Annotated in this window: 21 protein-coding genes; 18 read left to right on the plus strand and 3 right to left on the minus strand. The window is 34.6% G+C overall.

All coding sequences use genetic code 11. The features are described 5' to 3' along the window. Positions 1-86 precede the first annotated feature (86 nt). From ACFX4G_RS11375 to ACFX4G_RS11385, 3 genes are all read left to right on the plus strand, one after another. A complete protein-coding gene (locus ACFX4G_RS11375) occupies positions 87-326 on the plus strand; it encodes a YiaA/YiaB family inner membrane protein (RefSeq protein ID WP_013057577.1) in 240 nt (79 codons plus the stop codon). A gap of 142 nt (positions 327-468) precedes the next feature. Beyond that, positions 469-1,494, plus strand: coding sequence for a tyrosine-type recombinase/integrase (locus ACFX4G_RS11380; protein WP_353636592.1), 1,026 nt, complete (start codon positions 469-471; stop codon positions 1,492-1,494). A gap of 148 nt (positions 1,495-1,642) precedes the next feature. Beyond that, positions 1,643-2,470 (plus strand): helix-turn-helix domain-containing protein, encoded by an 828-nt coding sequence (locus ACFX4G_RS11385; protein WP_377574665.1) that lies wholly within the window; start codon positions 1,643-1,645, stop codon positions 2,468-2,470. 122 nt (positions 2,471-2,592) lie between these two features. Here ACFX4G_RS11385 and ACFX4G_RS11390 read toward each other — a convergent pair whose 3' ends face one another. Beyond that, entirely contained in the window at positions 2,593-3,018 is a 426-nt protein-coding gene (locus tag ACFX4G_RS11390; protein ID WP_377574667.1) for a hypothetical protein, read from the minus strand. Positions 3,019-3,149: 131 nt separating this feature from the next. Further along, positions 3,150-4,049, minus strand: a complete 900-nt coding sequence (locus ACFX4G_RS11395) for an FRG domain-containing protein (protein ID WP_334036430.1) — start codon at positions 4,047-4,049, stop codon at positions 3,150-3,152. A 225-nt stretch (positions 4,050-4,274) separates the two neighbouring features. Between ACFX4G_RS11395 and ACFX4G_RS11400 the strand changes: the two genes are divergently transcribed. Further along, entirely contained in the window at positions 4,275-5,144 is an 870-nt protein-coding gene (locus ACFX4G_RS11400; RefSeq protein ID WP_334036428.1) for a hypothetical protein, read from the plus strand. 202 nt (positions 5,145-5,346) lie between these two features. Here ACFX4G_RS11400 and ACFX4G_RS11405 read toward each other — a convergent pair whose 3' ends face one another. Next, positions 5,347-5,628, minus strand: a complete 282-nt coding sequence (locus ACFX4G_RS11405; RefSeq protein ID WP_353636589.1) for a hypothetical protein — start codon at positions 5,626-5,628, stop codon at positions 5,347-5,349. A gap of 231 nt (positions 5,629-5,859) precedes the next feature. Here ACFX4G_RS11405 and ACFX4G_RS11410 point away from each other — a divergent pair, with 231 nt between their 5' ends. The 14 genes from ACFX4G_RS11410 to ACFX4G_RS11475 all read left to right on the plus strand — a co-directional run bounded on the left by ACFX4G_RS11410 (position 5,860) and on the right by ACFX4G_RS11475 (position 15,961). After that, on the plus strand, positions 5,860-6,510 hold the full coding sequence (locus ACFX4G_RS11410) for a hypothetical protein (RefSeq protein ID WP_334036424.1): 651 nt from the start codon (positions 5,860-5,862) through the stop codon (positions 6,508-6,510). Positions 6,511-6,801: 291 nt separating this feature from the next. Further along, positions 6,802-7,080 (plus strand): type II toxin-antitoxin system HicB family antitoxin, encoded by a 279-nt coding sequence (locus ACFX4G_RS11415; RefSeq protein WP_353636588.1) that lies wholly within the window; start codon positions 6,802-6,804, stop codon positions 7,078-7,080. 180 nt (positions 7,081-7,260) lie between these two features. Then, positions 7,261-7,812 (plus strand): site-specific integrase, encoded by a 552-nt coding sequence (locus ACFX4G_RS11420; protein ID WP_377574672.1) that lies wholly within the window; start codon positions 7,261-7,263, stop codon positions 7,810-7,812. A 210-nt stretch (positions 7,813-8,022) separates the two neighbouring features. Continuing rightward, positions 8,023-8,175 carry a hypothetical protein gene (locus ACFX4G_RS11425; RefSeq protein WP_353636586.1) on the plus strand — a complete coding sequence of 51 codons (153 nt, stop codon included), beginning with the start codon at positions 8,023-8,025 and terminating at the stop codon, positions 8,173-8,175. A gap of 442 nt (positions 8,176-8,617) precedes the next feature. Then, complete coding sequence (locus ACFX4G_RS11430) at positions 8,618-9,061, plus strand: helix-turn-helix domain-containing protein (RefSeq protein ID WP_377574677.1); 444 nt, start codon at positions 8,618-8,620, stop codon at positions 9,059-9,061. Between the two features lie 521 nt (positions 9,062-9,582). Continuing rightward, a complete protein-coding gene (locus ACFX4G_RS11435; protein WP_328230732.1) occupies positions 9,583-9,786 on the plus strand; it encodes a helix-turn-helix transcriptional regulator in 204 nt (67 codons plus the stop codon). A gap of 30 nt (positions 9,787-9,816) precedes the next feature. Further along, positions 9,817-10,557 carry a hypothetical protein gene (locus ACFX4G_RS11440; RefSeq protein ID WP_377574681.1) on the plus strand — a complete coding sequence of 247 codons (741 nt, stop codon included), beginning with the start codon at positions 9,817-9,819 and terminating at the stop codon, positions 10,555-10,557. 608 nt (positions 10,558-11,165) lie between these two features. Beyond that, the gene (locus ACFX4G_RS11445; protein ID WP_377574684.1) at positions 11,166-11,294 is read left to right on the plus strand and encodes a hypothetical protein; all 129 of its coding nucleotides are present in this window, start codon (positions 11,166-11,168) and stop codon (positions 11,292-11,294) included. Between the two features lie 246 nt (positions 11,295-11,540). Continuing rightward, positions 11,541-12,308 carry a hypothetical protein gene (locus ACFX4G_RS11450; RefSeq protein WP_353636581.1) on the plus strand — a complete coding sequence of 256 codons (768 nt, stop codon included), beginning with the start codon at positions 11,541-11,543 and terminating at the stop codon, positions 12,306-12,308. A gap of 193 nt (positions 12,309-12,501) precedes the next feature. Then, positions 12,502-13,122 carry a hypothetical protein gene (locus ACFX4G_RS11455; protein WP_353636580.1) on the plus strand — a complete coding sequence of 207 codons (621 nt, stop codon included), beginning with the start codon at positions 12,502-12,504 and terminating at the stop codon, positions 13,120-13,122. Positions 13,123-13,198: 76 nt separating this feature from the next. Further along, positions 13,199-14,533, plus strand: coding sequence for a hypothetical protein (locus ACFX4G_RS11460; protein WP_353636579.1), 1,335 nt, complete (start codon positions 13,199-13,201; stop codon positions 14,531-14,533). A 336-nt stretch (positions 14,534-14,869) separates the two neighbouring features. Then, positions 14,870-15,391, plus strand: coding sequence for a hypothetical protein (locus ACFX4G_RS11465; RefSeq protein ID WP_097825147.1), 522 nt, complete (start codon positions 14,870-14,872; stop codon positions 15,389-15,391). A gap of 109 nt (positions 15,392-15,500) precedes the next feature. Beyond that, on the plus strand, positions 15,501-15,719 hold the full coding sequence (locus ACFX4G_RS11470; protein WP_013083687.1) for a spore germination protein: 219 nt from the start codon (positions 15,501-15,503) through the stop codon (positions 15,717-15,719). Positions 15,720-15,727: 8 nt separating this feature from the next. Further along, positions 15,728-15,961 (plus strand): hypothetical protein, encoded by a 234-nt coding sequence (locus ACFX4G_RS11475; RefSeq protein WP_050690561.1) that lies wholly within the window; start codon positions 15,728-15,730, stop codon positions 15,959-15,961. The last annotated feature ends 126 nt before the right edge of the window (positions 15,962-16,087 follow it).

Consider the following 16,087-nt stretch of genomic DNA (forward strand, 5'->3'; position numbering starts at 1 on the left):
GACTATAAATACCCATGACAACAATTATTTTACAATGTAAAATGAAAGCGACGCTTAACAGAAAAAGGAAAAGAGGAGGTCATACGATGAAAAAGCGTAATACAGCAGCTTTTACATTTTTAGCATGGACAGCTTTTATTACAGCACTATTAGCTATGTTTATAGGAATTTATACCTTAGATGCATCATTACCGGTAAAAGGTTATTATGCCGTTGGAACTTTATACTTAACAATGTCTGCTTTTGTGCTCCAAAAAACCATTCGTGATAACGAAGAAGATACGGCGCACGAACGCAAATATGACAAAGCAGAAGAAGAATTGTAGAGCTGAGCGTTGGTATTATAAGGTTTTACTTTATTTACCTGCGGAATTAATCCTTTTAAATCTTTGTTGATAAAAACACGACATAAAACAAGGCAACTTCCGTCATGTATTAAAAAGATACGTGAGGGGGTTGCTTTTTCTTTTGCGCCAAAAACGAAAATTAAAAAGAAATAAGATACGTAATTCTTTAATTACTATTGAGGATGCTAAACAAGTCGTTATTAAAATAAAAGCCCTAGAAGGAATGTCTAAAATAACTATCCACTTATACGATTTAGTTTTTAATGATCTAAAGCTTTATTTCGGAGAAAACAAAATGCTACATGACATAGAAGTAAATGAGGCGAGAGAGTTTTTAAGTTGGCAGTTAAATGAAAAAATTCTTCATGAAAATAGTAATATACGTCAAATCAGTACCAAAGGATTGAAGCCTTCTTCCGCAAATACTTATTTGATCAAGTTACGTTCTGCTTTCAGTTTGCTTATTAAAGAGGGGTTCTTAACTAAAAATGTGTTTCATGAGATAAAAAATATTAAGTTTCCTCAGAAAAAGGTGAAAACATTAACAGCAGAAGAGATAAAACAAATATTAAACTCTTTTAATAAAGACTACTATAGTCAATTTCGTTCGTATGTCGCTCTACATACGTTGTTGGACTCCATGGGGCGTGTAAACGAAGTTTTACATTTAAGAGAAGAAGACATCGACTTTGAAAGACGTTCTATTACGTTTCAAAATACAAAAAGCAATAAGTTTCGCATCGTTCCTATCTCTAGAAAAACGGTAAAGTTGTTGCAAGAATTAATTGTAGAGAATAAAGAGACATTCGAATCCGAGTATATTTTTCTTACAAATCACGGTAAGAGATTGTGCGCAGATACTTTTAGAACACACGTGAACCGTATTTTAAAAGAAAATAATATAGAAAAGCAGTTTCATCCGCACCTATTGCGTCATACAGCCAGTGAGATGTTTCTTCGCCAGTCGGGGAATATACGAGTTCTACAACAGATTTTGGGACATGCAGATTTGACCATAACGAGTAGAATTTATGCACATGTTCTTGACTCAACGATTAGAGATCAACATGATAAATATTCGCCAATTAATTTAATAGATGAATCTACGAAGAAGGTTGTAAAACGCCATAAAAATAGAAAAAAATAAAAAAGAGGACATCTGCACAAAACAGACGCCCATCTAATCAGCAATTAAATGGTAACGAAAAAAGCGTAGGAAGTCAACGCTTATTCAAGTGTGGCTATAAAACCAAACATATGTGCCTATTTGTCCGTTTAACAGGGGAGAATACGATATGAAAAAGAAAAAAGGTATCACAATTATCGCAAGCGAACAAACATATAGGAACCTGTCGCCTTTTAAAACGATTGACCAGCTTAACGAAGCAGTACGTCATTATAGAGAACAATTTTGCGATCAGCTAAATAAAACGCAGCTTTTGGTATTAGATGTATTGAAGTGTCATTCGGCGAAGTATACAGGTGTTTCATTTCTTACGAAAGCCAGCATTGGTAAGTTAGTAGATAAAAGCCGTGCGACAATTATTCGAGTCTGTAAGCATCTAGAAGAGCTTGGAGTTATTAAGCAATACGATATGAAACGTAGCTCAGATATGCAGCAGACGGCTTGTGCAATCGTTATTCAGCCGATTATAGAGCGAGTACAAGAACAAACAAAAATCGATAATGCAACACAAGAAGCAGCCGAAATGCAACACCAAAAAACACTACATAAAACAACAAATAATAATAAAGCAATACGTAAAGAAAGCGTAACTAATAAAGCAATTCCGATGCCTAAATTTATTCCTAGCGAATTTGCTGAACTAGCATCGCTATATTACAACGATACTAAAACGGTATTTGAACTATGGGGGAAGATTCGACTTGCATATATTCATAGCAAAATCGATCAGCCTTTAGAGGAGTTAACTTCTGTAGCAGTCGTAGCCTTTCGTGAATCTATTGCAGCTTTTAAATTGCGTAAATTACGTAAGGAAAGCTCGTTAGACTCATTGCGAGGATACCTTTACGGGACAATGCGTAAGATGTTATTCGACTATGCGGTTAAAAGTAATCCTAATAATTCTTTTAATGTATTCTCTACTATATGCACTATATAATAGAAAGCGATTTTTTATGTGGAGATATTACTGACATTATTTAAATCAAAAGGAAAAACCCTCTCTTGCAATGAGGGTTATCTATAAAGGATTACTAAATTAATTTGATCTAGAGTTTTCAATTATTCGTTACTAATTACTACTTCAGCTGCTACACCTGACATCGCAAATATTTCTACTACTTTAGTTGGGTTTGTTGATGGATCTCCATAGTAAGCGTCAAGAGCATCAATAAACCATTGAGGTTCGGCTAGTATTGTATAACCTTTAATTTCTAAATTAGATATTATCTCTTGAGTCATAACTAATTTTTGAGCAGTAGATAATTGGACCCAATCGTCACCATCTGCTGTAGAAATATCCGTATTAGGCGAAGAAATATTATCAGTAGAGATGTCTGCATCTACACTAGTATCAGTCTCATCAGTAGAGATGTCTGCATCTACACTAGTATCAGTCTCATCAGTAGAAGTTTTGTCTTCACTACTACATGCTGATAAAACTAAAATAAGTAATACAAAAAAACATGAATAATAAAACTTTTTCATTAATAAATCTCCTTAAATTAGGAATATGTTTGATATAGTTATTATCGTTAATAGTTAAACCATTGTTAGTGATGTGTCTTTTTTTATTTGAGTATTAAGTGGAGATAAACCTCTGAATTTTTAGAGTATGATTAACCTTTTTGGAGCATTCTAATATTGAATCTGTCTAATTCATTTTGAGAGATATCTTCAGTTAATGTATCGAGACCTGGGTAGATGAAAGATTTTGTTATACCTAAGTTTCTTAACTCTTTAAATATCTGTGCACAGCAATTGTAGGGTATAAAAATTTTATGATACTTCTGTTCAAGCACTGTATAGTAATCTAGTGGCCAAATAACATCCCCATGCAATGTAAAATTACCTGACTGGAATCTAATGCGTTCATCTATGTAATTCCCTAATACACAAATAGGTAATAACTCTCTTTCATCTGAAGCTTCGGAATAATTACGCCATTTTTCAGGATTTGATGCTATATCAATAGGTCTAGAAATGCCTTGGGTTTCCTGATTAATTTCTGCTGGATTCATTACAAATACTGCGGCTCCATCACTTGCAAGTTCATTATGCTCAAACTCAGAAAGACACTCTTTAATGCTTAAATTAGACTTTATAGGCGCTTTTTCCAGAGCAAAATAAAGAGCAACTAAAGGATTTAATGACCAATCTAAAAGTCTTGTAGGCAAACCATGGTGTTGAGCTAAAAACATCCACTCAAAATCATTTTTAGGTTCATGTTTTAAATAAGGAAAAGCCTTTCGTTTAAATTCTTGGAGCATATTCCCCAAACTAGGTCCAATATGTATATCTCCCTCGCTAATACTTGATGTAGAAATATCATAACCCCTAACATTTTTATCAGGGCGCATATTGCGAAAGCCAGAAGGTGTCAAACGCCACTCCGAATCACTATGTCCTCTATACCATAATTCCTCACCCTGATATTTTTCTAAATTATTAATAGATGAAATTACCTCTACAAATTCACTTAAACTTGTAGCCGTGTGTTGTATGAAAATTTGTCCCATATATTTCTCCTTTGTTTTATAATATATATATATAATACTATATCTTGTACTACTTAATAAGTATATCAGTCTATAATAATGGAATAAATTTGATTATATTTATTAGGATATTCTTAATTCGATTCCAAGACAAAATAATTATGGGGTACTAAAGACAGCTGAGGATTAATTCCATTGGACAGTAGGTGCTTACAGAGTATTAAAGAATTTAAAAAGGATGAGTATATGGAAAATTTAAAAGGGATTCTTTTAACACACGATCATGACATGCTATACAAATCTATGGGGAGTTTATTTTCAATCGAGCCTATTTACATCCGACATTACATAACGAGTAATTGTATGAAAATAGTTAGATGCAATGAAGATGAAATTAATCTTCAACACTTTTTTTTCTTTGTACATAAATTCACTGATAAGGAAATTGATTTGGATATGAATATGAAAGGTATTACGCTTTCTCATTTAACAACTCGCCTAAATAGAGATGAAATTAGTAAAGTGCCGCTTCATAATTTGTTTGATGCCTTAACTATGGATACTTGTTTAAGTAAGTTTTTTTATGAACGTGGATTTTCATTTCGAAAGGAAAAGAGCAAATTGAAAGTTATTTATGGAGGGAAAATTATAGACTGGTCACACTTTTTTGAGACTTTTAATAGTGGTGCAGCTAGAATGGTATCGAATAGGTTAGAAGGGAACAGTAAAGGTGTAACTGACAAATGTGTAAACGGTTTTCTGTTTGGAGGCGAAATTCATAAACATGGGGATGTAAGACACATACGACGCTGTCCTGAGATATTGGATAATATGTTGAATGTATTAAAAAGAACAGACCTAATTGAGGAGTGGATAGAAAAATCAGCCCCTTATATTATAAGTTTTAAGGCTAAAATTGAAGATATAATCATTGACCATGATGTGTATTATAAATTTAATAATAAACAGAAAAGATTTTATATTTTAAAGGCTTGTTTACTTTATTTAGCTAAGAGTTTTCTAGAGCAATGGGATGCTTATGATAACCATATAATTAGACTTAAGGATGATTTAAACGTATCCGCAACTGACATCTTTGACGTAAAAAAAATATAATTTTAATTATATAGTTAAAAAGAAAGCTGCCAGATTATATGCGGAAGAATGTTCTGTTAATTAATTCGTTAGAAAATTTATAGGTCCGAAGCCACATCATCGTTAATGCAACGTTATGTTAACATTATCGTAATATTAATAAGCATTTCCGAAAAAATTTTAGTATACATGATGTAGCAACGGACCCTCTATCGATAATATTTTATTTAAATGTTTCTAAAAGCCGTTCTAAAAGTTGTAACCTAACTAGATCACGGTTAAACTCTTTTAATGTTTTACATATATGAGCTTTAGAGTTTACAGGTTTAGTCGTGCGCATCCCGTGTATTAACATTAATCTATAGTAATCGTATTTTGTATAGTAAAGCTGATTGCCATTACGTACTGGTGAGAAGAAATCATTAAACTCATCTAGTCTTCCATACAAAGTAGAATGAGGTATGTTCGATTTTCTTACAAGTTGTGCTTTAGTATAAAGCTCCATTTTTTATTGCCTCCGATTGTTATGAAGAGAGTCCGAAAGCATATCGATATTTTACATTTGTTACTTCTAGCGCACAACATACGATTATCCTATTTTATCTTTCAGCAGAGGAGCTGAGGATTGTTGTATTTTTGTTTTCTAATTATCTCTATATTAGGTTATATAATAAGTCTTTTCATTGAAGAGGTGTTTTATCTTTTCTTTTTACATTTAAAAAAGGAGCTTATACTCATGGCATCTTGGACAGATTATTTAGATTTTACAGGGTCAATTTTAAGTGGGGGGATTGGTGGTCTAATGACCTACCTTGGCGTTAAATTTACTCTAGATAGAGCAAAAAAGGACAAAGATGAGGAGGACATTAGAAGTTCAGTAAAAGATACTCTTAAATTAATCAGGATCTTAGAAGATAATTCAAGAGAAATTGAAGATGTCAACAATAATTATCAGAAATTTTTCAATAAATTTCCCTCTAAAGAACAATATGAAAGTGGTTTTACTAATAACTTATTACATGAGCATATTAAAGAATTAGTTGGTGCATTTAAGACAAAATCTAAAGAATGTAGAAATGGTTTTGATAATCTATATTATGACGCCTTAGAAACCGCTTCTCTTATAGACAGGGAAGCAATGTTAGCAGTAACAAATACATTTGGAGAAATAAGGGAGGGATTATATGATAATGAGGCTCTCACTAAGCCAATGACAACCATACAACAGCATTATGAATTTTACCAAGCAGACTATAATTCATTAGAGTTAATGCATGGATTGTTACGGAAGCTGCAAAATCAATTCATTGAGAAGTTAGATACCGAGTTGCACTATTACTATAAAGAATATAAAGATAATGTAGGAAAAAACAGAAACGCTGTATAGTAAATAAGCTATCGTATGTAGTTGTACCATGTAAACCAACAAATAAACCTTAATTATCTCTCGAAACTAAGCTATATCAATGTTCTACACAAGTTTTTTAGAATTACATACGTTTACATTTTATCGGTTTTCAGCCACTTCTAGACTGTAGGAGAAGGGGGATAGAAAAACAGGGGGGGGGAAGACTTAATGTCATTAATACTCTTAGCCATCGCAAAAAGTATCTAGCCGATAAGGTCAAAGGTTTAGACTAAGTCGGCGAGGTACGAATACCCTGCGGAGGTTTTATATATGAACTATGTGGCAGTTTTTTATTATGAAGAGAACAGACGGATTCACGTTAGATTCCCTAGTTTAATTAAGGCGGGCTTTCCTGCGTCTACAGGAGGAGATAATAAGCGAGAAGCTCTCGCAGCAGCAAAGGATGTTCTCGTTATTATGAAAGATATCTCTGAGAAGGATAAGAAACCTTTACCGAATGAGTTAAAACTTGAGGAAGTAAACGTAAATCGAGGATTTGAGGATTTAGCAGAGCCGCTACGCATAGAAATCGAACATGTAGTACTTTAAAAGGACGACCTTTTCTCTTATACGGAGGAAGGGTCTTTTTTCTTTTGTTTATACGAATGTATGAATTTGTATATTTTCGTACATATGAAACGTTGATTTTACTTGCTTTTTAGTTTATAATCGTTTTAACATAACGAAATCGTACATTCAATGTATTAATAAATAGGAGGAATCGAAAAAATGGCAGCTACTACATACGACGTTCAACCGCTTCGCACGAAAGAGGAAATCGATGATTTAAAATGGAGCCTTCGTAGGTATTGCAGCGAACGAGACTATTTCCTTTTTGTGTTCGGAATTAACACAGGTTTGCGGGTATCAGATATATTGCCACTTAAGGTCGGGGATATTAGAGGGAAAACTCACGTTACAATTGTTCAAAAGAAAAATGGTAAGTCTCGAAGAGTATTCATTAAGAATCTTTCGGCAGAGATAGAGAACTATACAAAAGGAATGAACGATGAAGACTATCTTTTTCCTTCTCGCAAAGGTAATAAGCCAATAAGTGAGACGCAAGCATATAGGGCTCTTGTTAAGGCGGGAGATCAGCTAGATCGGTCGGATATTGGAACTCATACTATGCGAAAGACTTTCGGTTACCATCATTACAAACGAAATAAGGACATCGCAGTTTTACAAGAAATCTTCTCGCATTCAGCTCCGTCTATCACCAAAAGATATATCGGCATTACTCAAGAAGAACTGGACGAGAGTATAGATTTCGTTTTATAGGGCGGTAGGGCTTAATAGGCTCCACCGTCTTTTTTAATACACCGATATAGGACGGTACACTTCTATAGGGCTATATACGTCTGTACAGACGACTACACTAATATGTCATACTGAAGGGTTTAATAGTCAAAGAGACTTAAACGGAAAACTCTGGCTTCTCATGGCTATGTATTTATGGTTGGGTAAGATCGCATATAGGTCGGCTAATAAGTGAATATACATCTAACTATCGTATGGTATACGCCTGTAGATAAAGCAGCAGCTTACTCGAGTGTTAATCGATTGCTCATTGATTCTACTTGTCTATCTTATCGATCCGCATCGACTGGAAGGTTTGTAAGTATTCGAATAGCTATCGATTAATCGTTGTATCGAGGAAGAGAAGGGATCGACTCTTCTTGTCGTTGCTCTTTTATGCATGATCTTATTCACTCATGGATGCGAAAAGACAACCGAAGAATGCTTACTTATCGAATGCATAAAGTCATTGATTCCTTGAGTAAACGGACAAGATCGTTCGAGCGTTGACAATAAAGGCATTAAAGAAAGCAACAAATGTAACTCTTCATGCCTCTGTTACATTGTGTATGCAACGTTGTGTATATTGTATGCAAACTAAATCCGCAAAAACTGCTGACTCCCAGAGGGGTCTCCCACGTACGCTGGGACTACTGGGCACACATTGCATAATTTATTTTTGAACTCAGGGTGTTGTTCATTCATTGTGTATCAGATCATAAAAGCCATTCGCTAAAAGATACGACATGCTTCATGTCACGATAACCATCTTTTAGGAGGAAATAAAATGACTATATACGATAAGAAAAAGAAATATGAAAAGATGACTTTCTATAAACGTCCAAAGGATACGAGATACTATCTATATCTCTCAGGAGTGAACGCAGGAACGCTGATGATTTACGATATTATTTGCGATTTTTATAATTCGGACTTAGGGTATGCGTACCCGTCGCAAGATAGATTAGCACTAGAAAGTGGAATGGGTCGAGACACGGTCGGGAACCATATTAAAAAGCTGCTGGACTGCGGTCTGATTGTGATTCAAACAGAAAAAAGAAGTCGTACCTATAATAGATATCGATATATTCCACAGATGCCTTTAAATAAGTACGAGCTATTTCGCAAGTATCCGAAAGCTCTTAAAAAATACGAGCAAGCTGAAAAGAAAGTGGAAGATCGATATGCAGAGGTAGAGACGATCACAAACTCAAAGGACCTTCGCCTCTAATGCGAAAAAATATGCTGTATGGGACTTTTCTTAAACCATGCAGCTTTTTTCTGTTTGCTATGTGGGATTTTCCTACCATATCTAGACTTATTAACTAGAATTACATATCTAGACTTAAAATATTGCACTCGCAGTAAACTGCTTGTGCTATCGCATAATAAACATTAAGGGATTTATAAAGATATACGCAGAAATTCATTATAGAAGCTAGGCTGGTAGGAATAGAATTTATAACTGTATAACATAGTTAGGATGCGGATTTAAAAGATAAAAAATATCTTCTGGTATACATATTTTAAGGTCTAACTCGCCTACTATTATTGAGAGGGCCTTCTCTCCTATAGTACTAAAGCGTGGGGATTAGATTTCCTCCTAGAATCTCAAAGTCTCTATAATGTGGCATTCTCCTCACACGTACTCTCTTATGAATAGTCGCCTAAACGGCGGCTTTTTCTTTTTCATATTCAATCAAAGGAGGTAAAGCAATGACATATAAAATATCGCTTACTGGAAAGGACCTCGTGCGTTATAGAACGGCCCAGGGATTAAGTAGAAATGAACTATCGACGAAGCTCGAAATCAGCTATCCATATCTATCGAAAATCGAATCGGATCAGATCGTTCTATATAAAAATACAGAGGAACAAATTCGGGAACGACTCGGGCTCTCTGATTATCGTTTAGAGAAGCTGCGTAGTACGTTTAAACAATTACGACAAATCTAACAAACAATAAATTACGGAGGCTTAAAACATATGACAAAACATATTATCGAAGCAGTAAAGGAAAACATCGATATGGCAAGTAGTATCCATTCGAGTATCAATGAGCTAGTTACTATGGATTTAGAGGAGTATCATGCTGAAAGATCTAAGGTATTTAATAATCGGAATCTTTCACAAGAGGGTAAGCAAGAACAGTACAAGGCAATAAGAAAGAAATATGAGCGTCAGTTCTTAGAATTAGCTAAAGCTATGACAGATACGTACCACAAGCACGTTAAGGATGCGAAGGAGCAGGCGGAAAAAGTCATGATCGCAGAAGTTCCGAAAGCTTCCGACCATAATCGGAAATTATTCGACCAAAAGACAGAAGCATTAAAAGCGAAGGTTAACTTTTCACTCAATTTAGCTGATGCGAAGAAGGCTCTAGAAGAGATCGTTTCTATCGCAAACGAGCCCGAATTAGCGGTCGAAGCAAAGTCCCAGCTCATGCAATTGTCGCAACAAGTCATGAGTCTAACGGCAACTGACAATGAATTACAGAGCACTAAGTACGAATTAGGTGAGATGTACAAGCGATTAGCGGAAAAAGCCATGACAGAGGAAGCTCGAGAAGCATCGCAACTTCTGGAGTATACAGGTCGCATGGAATCACGCTCATTATTTTCACCTTTAATTACAGGAGCTATTCAAGAGGTATCACTAGATGCTGCAAAATACATGAATGATCCTGATAAATATCTTAAAAGTCTAGAAGGAGGAGACGAGAAATGAGTCGTAGATCATTCCCGATCGTTCGTAAGTGTTCGTGTTGCTTACGATACAAAGAACTGCACGATTTTAACAAGGATTCCCGCACATCACTGGGAATCTCTGCTCAATGTAAAAAATGCAGCAATAGAAAGAAACTCAATAGATATCATAAGAGAAAAGCGAAACAAAAGGAGTTATATCTAACGGGAGCCTAATGCGGGCTCCTCTTTTTTTGTTTTTTCTACTATGTGGTCGCCACCTTGCTTCTAAGGAGCTTTAGAACGAAATTAGAATCGGTCTTTTCTGTATGTATATCCGACTATATACCCGACTCAATGTAAAATTAAGGCGTTGTTAAAAGATAATAGATGCTAAAGTCGGATGAGTGCGGTATTGTAATATGAAGGGCCGGAAAATGAGTGATTTATGACGTAAAAAAATGTGACCGAAATAGTAAGGCCAAGAATACAGTCTATGAATGGCTCCGAGAATTTAGTGCGTTCCTCCCAAAAGTTAAAAACGGCCAGACGGTTTATTATAAGCCGCAAGCGGTCAAAGTTCTTCTTGCCGTGGAGCAAATGTAGGAACAAGGTTATGATAAAACGCAGATAGCGTTAGAGCTCTCGAACATGGGCTTGTCTATGGGTGCAAATGGAACTGTCAATACAGTTCGAAAGATAAAAGAACAGGAGGGGCAAGCGGGAAATGGAGATGCTCTCATGACACTAATGCAGACGTGGCGACTATGGAACGTATGACTGAGCTAGGAAAGTCGGTTGAAGAGTCAAAAGCGCAACAACTCGAGCGAAAGCGCTTAAATAAGGAACTTGAGAAAAAAATCGAGGAACAAAGTCGTTACATATCGGATAAGTTCGGGGAGAGATCGAAAGATCGTCGAGTCGATGCGTGAGGTCCAAGAGGTCAAAGGAGAAATTGCAGCTGGAGATGAGGTGAGAAAGAATAGACGCTTTTTTGAGGATTTTTGGTTGATAGGAGGCAATGAAATGTTTAAGTTCAAAAAGATTATTCACTGGATGATTGGTACCATTATTGCGCTCTTTCTTTGTGGCATCTTTTTTACCATTTTTGATGATGAAATTGCTAAACTAATGCTTTCTCATAATGATACAAAAGGTATTAAAACCGAATGGATTGGTTTTTGGGGAAATATGTTTGGTTCCCTTATTCAGGGCATAGCAACGGCTGCTGGGATTGTTGTTTCAGTGCATCTATTTAACAAAGATAAGAAGGTTAACAAAACAACAGAAGATGAACAAAGAGAAAGAGAGGAAAAAGAAACTTTCATCAAAGATTTCGGAAAGATACTTTCCGCATATGATAGGATGCTTTATCTTGTGACACATTATGATAATCTTAACAACTATTACGAGAATAATACATTTATGGAACTAGAAGGGTTAACTCACGAAATAAGTAATGGAGAAGTTACTGCAAGAGTCAGTTTAATGCAAAGAGAAATATCTGGTTATAAACGAAATAGGGAACAAGGGTTAACCTACTATCCTGAAGATACATCATATCAAGATGCAGACGGTAAGATTAGAAGGAATATGGAGCACTTAATGACTCTTTTAAACTCCAAAAGGAGACTTCACATGGAACAGTTTAGTAATTTAACAGGCATAGATTTATCAGAGGAAGTCATCTGGGATAAAGGAAGAACATTTGAAGGATATTTGGCCGAGGGAGTATCGGTTTCTGCTACTGTTACAGCTCGAGCCACTGTTATTAAGAATGGGGCCGAGGAATAGATTCATAATCTTGTAAACGAGAAGTGAAAAGATGCGGTAAAACCTAGTCAGAAAATAAGTGATTTATTACATGAAAAGTTGCGACCAAAGCAACAGGAGCTTCCGAAGAGAAGCATAATAATACGGAATTTTTTCACAGGTATTTGACAAGTGATCAAATATTTTATTAATTACTGGATAAGGAGAAAAACTTATGAAGTTATCTGATTGGATTACGTTAGGTGTAGGGATAGGAACAATATTATCAACGTTTTTAGGTGCATGGTTAGGAGCATACATATCGGGGCGTAATGCGGGAAAACAATCTGTTTCGACACTAGGTTTTCAACTAAAATATGAAATGTTGACAGCTGAAATTAAGGATATAAAAAATAAGACAGTTGCTATTGTTGACATAAATAGAAAACTAAAGCATCTTATGGGAACGATTGAGGAAACCTCGAATCTAATAAAGGGTGTCTCTCAAAATAATGAATACTATTTAAACGAACTAAAGTTAAAAATAAATTTTCTAGTGGAAGATATATGTAACAGCAATGAAGTAAATCTTTCAAATAATGCCTTACGTAATTTTATAGATATAAAGGTTGTATGTAAACAGCTCCCTTACATATATGAAACCATTGTAAACGAAAAGATTATTGAAACAAGATTATATGCAATTGATTCACTAGCAAAAGTTACATCTCAGATACTTAAGGGAGTTACAGAGATAGAGCGTGAAGTAACAATTGCATTAAAACTAAAAGAAGAAAAGACAAAAGAAATCGAAAGTATATCTAAGGATATTTATAATCTCTTGGATGAGAAATGACAAAAAAGGTGAAACCCATCTAAAAAATGAGTCGCAATCATAACAAAAGAGTAGATGATATATAGGAGGACGAACCATGAGACAGCTCTTAGGGAATTGTGAAATCACCAACATAAAATGTAAGTATCATTTTAGTGGTAATAAATTTTTCTTAATTCCAATAGAGGAAAGAGGGATTAGAGAACTAAACCAAATTTTCCAGAAAGGCGAAATAAAATATATTGAGCTTCCTAGTAGTTATGATGAAGGAATTTGTGACTACCTTTATTTCTCAGAATACAACTATGTAGTTGGCGGATTTTCTCTGGATGTAGATAAGTATTTTGAGTACTATTCTAACGAGGAAGTAAAAGGCATTGTTGTTACCTCAGATGCATTAAATTTCTATGTGAATCCTGCTGAGTATTTTTACGATTTGAAAATACAAGGCAACTATAAAGAATTAGACTTACTATACCAATCTAAAGACATCCACGAATTTAATTTTAATTTTGAGGGAGTTAAAATTGTTGCAAGGTTTATGATTGGAGGTATATTGCATAGAGGCATTTCAAGTGATATGAAACTAAACTCGAAGTTAGAATTAAGTTTTGAGCCGACTAATGACAGAGAATTTATTATAAGGCTTCAAGATGCGGTAAAAAAATGTTTTAAATTTGCTATGTATAATGATGAAATTGCATTTAATAACATCGAGCTAATAGGTAATTCGGAAAAACGCTCTAAGAGTGGTTGTATTATACTACCTGAACATAAAAGTAATGTTAACTTCAAAGGAATAAGCTTTAAGTCTAACTATTACTACTTAAAAGATTATCTAGGATCGTTCTTTGAATTAGTTGCAAATGATAATAATCTTTACCCAGCGCATTTAAAGAACACGGATACTGAATATTTTAATTCAACTGAAACGAGGCTGGCTAATATATTTGCTGCTTTTGAGAGTGAATATAGAAAGTTACCTGAAGAAGTTAGAGCATGTGATACTACTTCGGTTGAACCATTCAGAAAACAAGTATTAGGTACTCTTTCAGGAATCGAAGCAAATAATCAAGAAGAAAAGCAATTTTTAGACCAAGTAATTTCTAGAACTAAGGAACTCGGAAAAGTCTATGGTTCAAGAAAAAAAATACTAACTGCTTTCTCATATGTTGAAGACTGTATTTCTTCTTCTCTTAAAACATACGGAATTGATCAAAAAGCGATTAATTATTTTTCAAGGCATATACCTGAAATGAGAAATAAAATTGTACATAACAATTACGAGGGGAATGTTGGTGATCAACGTGGCATTAGTTTAATGGAATGGATTACATATGCAATGCTACTTAAAAGAGGAGGGATACCTTCAGATAAAATTGAATATATTCTAGGGAGAGTTTTTCAAAGTAATCTACTAGGATTTAAATAAAAAGTACTAATTTCGGGATTTTTATCGATAAAGCTTGATAAAAAACGTACATAAATGGTAAGATATGCTTAAATACATGAACGGAAGTCGATTTATCAATGTTTTTCGTATTTATATCGTTCTGCTTTTGTGCTTCAAAAAACCATTCGTGATAACGAAGAAGATACGGCGCATGAACGCAAATATGAGAAAGCAGAAGAAGAATTGTAGAGCTAAAAAAAGAGCATTTTTCTAGCTCCTTGAAAAACATCCCCATTTTTGGGAGATGTTTTTTTATATAAAAAAACAGGGAACTTGTCACTCCGTGTCGTATTAATAAAGAAGGAGGCGATTAAATTGACACAACTAATGATTAATAACGTAAATTTTCACGTTGATATGTTTGAAGAAAAAATGATTACTGATGCGAATACAGGTGAAGAGTTGAAAAGGCTAAACTTTTCTTTTTCGGTTGTAGGCAAAGCAGCTTATGATAAATATGATGTATTTTTTGAGGATCCGTATTTTGAAGTAACAAATATGGAGACAAAAGAAACGCTAACACTAAAAAACATTTCGCATAGCACATTTTATCAGTCACCTGAAATTACAGATCATACGAATATTGTTTTCAGGGTGAAGCTGCAGCAAGAACCTGTTAAAGCAAAAGAACAAGTAAAAAATGAACAGCCAACAGAGAGCACGGTAAACGAAATGCTTTTATCTAGAATAAAGTTTAAGGCTCTTGTCGAAATACTTGAAGAAAAAGGACTTCTAACAGAAAATGAATTGTATACTAAAATTGAAGAAGTAGCAGAACGAGATTTTGATATTCTGCGAGATGAATTAAGTCATTCTAAAAAAGAGGTAAAAGCGTAAAAATACCCCACTCTGCAGGGGGATTTTTTATTTATATCCATTAATGTATAACCCTTTTGATAAATCGTTCATATATTACATCACGATGAAAATAAAAAGGGTGAGGATAATGCCGATTGTTATTAATCATGTAGTGATTCCAAACGTTACAGGAGGAGTCGTTACGTTTGGCGATACGTACTATGTTTCTCCAAAAAGTAACAGTAAAACTGCACAAGGTTCAGGTTCTTCAAATACAGGAATTTGTGTAAATACAAATTCGGGACTTTCTAATACAAATACGCTCGATCCCGATGGTTCTGATCAAAACGGCTTCGGAAACGGATAAGGAAAGAGATGTTTTACTCTTCTTTCTATACGCCTTTTCAGTATTCGTTCTATCCGTATTTTATGCCTTCTTTTGCACGTCCAATTGGATTTGTCGTTTCACCTGATGGAGCGATGGACAACTGGTGGGGCAAAAAACCATCTTGGTGGGGAAAAATCACGCCTTCAGCAGGCGTTTTTCCTCCCATTACCCAGTATTATACGGGCAGTTTAGTTCCTTATAGTTTAAGGAGCTATTATTAATATAAAAAAGAAGTTCAGATTAAGCCACATTGTTAGCGTCTATTTCCTGAAAATAGGCGTTTTTTTCCGTTTTACTTGATTCAAAGTTATTTTTGCTGAATAATAAGGAAAAGAGAAATTTTAGAA

Source organism: Priestia sp. YIM B13486 (genome assembly GCF_042787865.1).
In the GTDB taxonomy this organism is placed as follows: Bacteria; Bacillota; Bacilli; order Bacillales; family Bacillaceae_H; genus Priestia; species Priestia megaterium.

What these genes read in the sequence shown, in the direction of transcription:
- ACFX4G_RS11410 (WP_334036424.1), top strand. Translation starts at nt 5,860, where the DNA reads ATGGCATCTTGGACAGATTATTTAGATTTTACAGGGTCAATTTTAAGT.
- ACFX4G_RS11430 (WP_377574677.1), top strand. Translation starts at nt 8,618, where the DNA reads ATGACTATATACGATAAGAAAAAGAAATATGAAAAGATGACTTTCTAT.
- ACFX4G_RS11395 (WP_334036430.1), bottom strand. Translation starts at nt 4,049, where the DNA reads ATGGGACAAATTTTCATACAACACACGGCTACAAGTTTAAGTGAATTT.
- ACFX4G_RS11470 (WP_013083687.1), top strand. Translation starts at nt 15,501, where the DNA reads ATGCCGATTGTTATTAATCATGTAGTGATTCCAAACGTTACAGGAGGA.
- ACFX4G_RS11460 (WP_353636579.1), top strand. Translation starts at nt 13,199, where the DNA reads ATGAGACAGCTCTTAGGGAATTGTGAAATCACCAACATAAAATGTAAG.
- ACFX4G_RS11375 (WP_013057577.1), top strand. Translation starts at nt 87, where the DNA reads ATGAAAAAGCGTAATACAGCAGCTTTTACATTTTTAGCATGGACAGCT.
- ACFX4G_RS11475 (WP_050690561.1), top strand. Translation starts at nt 15,728, where the DNA reads ATGTTTTACTCTTCTTTCTATACGCCTTTTCAGTATTCGTTCTATCCG.
- ACFX4G_RS11420 (WP_377574672.1), top strand. Translation starts at nt 7,261, where the DNA reads ATGGCAGCTACTACATACGACGTTCAACCGCTTCGCACGAAAGAGGAA.
- ACFX4G_RS11445 (WP_377574684.1), top strand. Translation starts at nt 11,166, where the DNA reads ATGGGCTTGTCTATGGGTGCAAATGGAACTGTCAATACAGTTCGAAAG.
- ACFX4G_RS11385 (WP_377574665.1), top strand. Translation starts at nt 1,643, where the DNA reads ATGAAAAAGAAAAAAGGTATCACAATTATCGCAAGCGAACAAACATAT.
- ACFX4G_RS11450 (WP_353636581.1), top strand. Translation starts at nt 11,541, where the DNA reads ATGTTTAAGTTCAAAAAGATTATTCACTGGATGATTGGTACCATTATT.
- ACFX4G_RS11440 (WP_377574681.1), top strand. Translation starts at nt 9,817, where the DNA reads ATGACAAAACATATTATCGAAGCAGTAAAGGAAAACATCGATATGGCA.
- ACFX4G_RS11415 (WP_353636588.1), top strand. Translation starts at nt 6,802, where the DNA reads ATGAACTATGTGGCAGTTTTTTATTATGAAGAGAACAGACGGATTCAC.
- ACFX4G_RS11390 (WP_377574667.1), bottom strand. Translation starts at nt 3,018, where the DNA reads ATGAAAAAGTTTTATTATTCATGTTTTTTTGTATTACTTATTTTAGTT.
- ACFX4G_RS11405 (WP_353636589.1), bottom strand. Translation starts at nt 5,628, where the DNA reads ATGGAGCTTTATACTAAAGCACAACTTGTAAGAAAATCGAACATACCT.
- ACFX4G_RS11400 (WP_334036428.1), top strand. Translation starts at nt 4,275, where the DNA reads ATGGAAAATTTAAAAGGGATTCTTTTAACACACGATCATGACATGCTA.
- ACFX4G_RS11455 (WP_353636580.1), top strand. Translation starts at nt 12,502, where the DNA reads ATGAAGTTATCTGATTGGATTACGTTAGGTGTAGGGATAGGAACAATA.